Annotated in this window: 1 protein-coding gene and 1 pseudogene; both read right to left on the reverse strand. The window is 70.4% G+C overall.

Annotated features, from left to right (window positions below; all coding sequences use genetic code 11):
* Positions 1–156 precede the first annotated feature (156 nt).
* Positions 157–612, reverse strand: coding sequence for a 3-hydroxyacyl-ACP dehydratase FabZ (fabZ, locus tag GPA_RS10380; protein ID WP_015539842.1), 456 nt, complete (start codon positions 610–612; stop codon positions 157–159).
* Between the two features lie 203 nt (positions 613–815).
* Positions 816–1,227, reverse strand: a pseudogene (locus tag GPA_RS10385) (beta-ketoacyl-[acyl-carrier-protein] synthase II); the annotation flags it as partial.

The raw sequence follows: 1,227 nt of genomic DNA on the forward strand, positions 1-1,227 counted from the left end.
TGCGCGACAGGCGGTAGGCGACGTCGGCCGACTCCGGCGCGGGGGCTGCCGCACCGCGCTGCGGGACGACCTCGCCGTCGCAGGAGAGCGTGATGTAGTTCTGCTTGCGTTGCCTCATCGGATGCTCCTTGCCTCTTGCCTCGGGACACCTGCGCCTCATGCCTGCGCTTCCGCCTTCGCCAGCACGTACTTCTGGGTGGCTGTCGCGCACACCGCACCGTCGACGCTCGCCTCCACCTCGGCCACGCACAGGCGCGACGAGGACTTCACGATGCGCCCCTTCAGGGTAAGCGTCTCGCCCGGCTCCACCTGGCGGCGGAACTTCGCGCCGTCGATGCCGGTGAGGAACCCGATGGAACCCTCGGCGCCGCGCTCCACGAGGATGCAGAACGAGGCCGCCTGCGCGAGCGCCTCCATGATGACGACGCCCGGCAGCACCGGATGACCCGGGAAGTGTCCCTTGAACAGCGGCAGCGCAGGGTCCACGTCGAGCTCGGCCGTCACCTCGACGCCCGGCTCGCACGCGACTACCCGGCTCACCCAGCAAAACGGGTCGCGATGCGGCAGCACCGCCTCGACGACGTCCTTGCCGCAGGGATACTCGATGTCCATGATGGCTCCTTTCAACGGTGCGCGCTTTGCGCGCCATGCGCCTGAAAGGCGCATAACGAACTCACAGGTTGGCGCTAGTCGGTCAGCGAGGGCGCCTGCGGTGCCCGAGATCGCGGGGAGGGCGAGGGCGTGGCGTACTTGGGTACGCGAGCCCTCGGCCTCGCCGCGATCTCGGGCACCGCAGACGGCCGCAGCGTCGGCAGCTATCGCCGCTCGCAGAACGGCGATAGCGCCAGAGAAGCGTTGTGGCCGCCGAAGCCGAGGCTGTTCGACAGGGCCACCTTCTGCGGGTAGCCCGTCTTGGCTTCCGTCACGACGCTGACCGGGCACTCCGGGTCGGCCTCGGCGAAGCCGGCCGTGGGCGGCACGCAGTCGTTCATGACCGATAGCGCGCAGACGATGGCCTCGATCGCGCCGGCGGCGCCGAGCGTATGGCCCGTCGTGCCCTTCACCGACGTCACCGGAACGGCGCGCCCCGCCTCCTCGCCGCAAAGCGCCAAGAGCGCCTTGGACTCGGTGGCGTCGTTGGCGGGCGTGCCGGTGCCGTGCGCGTTCAGATGCCCGAGGTCCTCCGGCGCGAAGCCGCCCTCCGCAAGCGCCTGGCGCATGGCGCGC

It is taken from the genome of Gordonibacter pamelaeae 7-10-1-b, from assembly GCF_000210055.1.
Classification (GTDB): Bacteria; Actinomycetota; Coriobacteriia; order Coriobacteriales; family Eggerthellaceae; genus Gordonibacter; species Gordonibacter pamelaeae.

What these genes read in the sequence shown, in the direction of transcription:
- fabZ (WP_015539842.1), bottom strand. Translation starts at nt 612, where the DNA reads ATGGACATCGAGTATCCCTGCGGCAAGGACGTCGTCGAGGCGGTGCTG.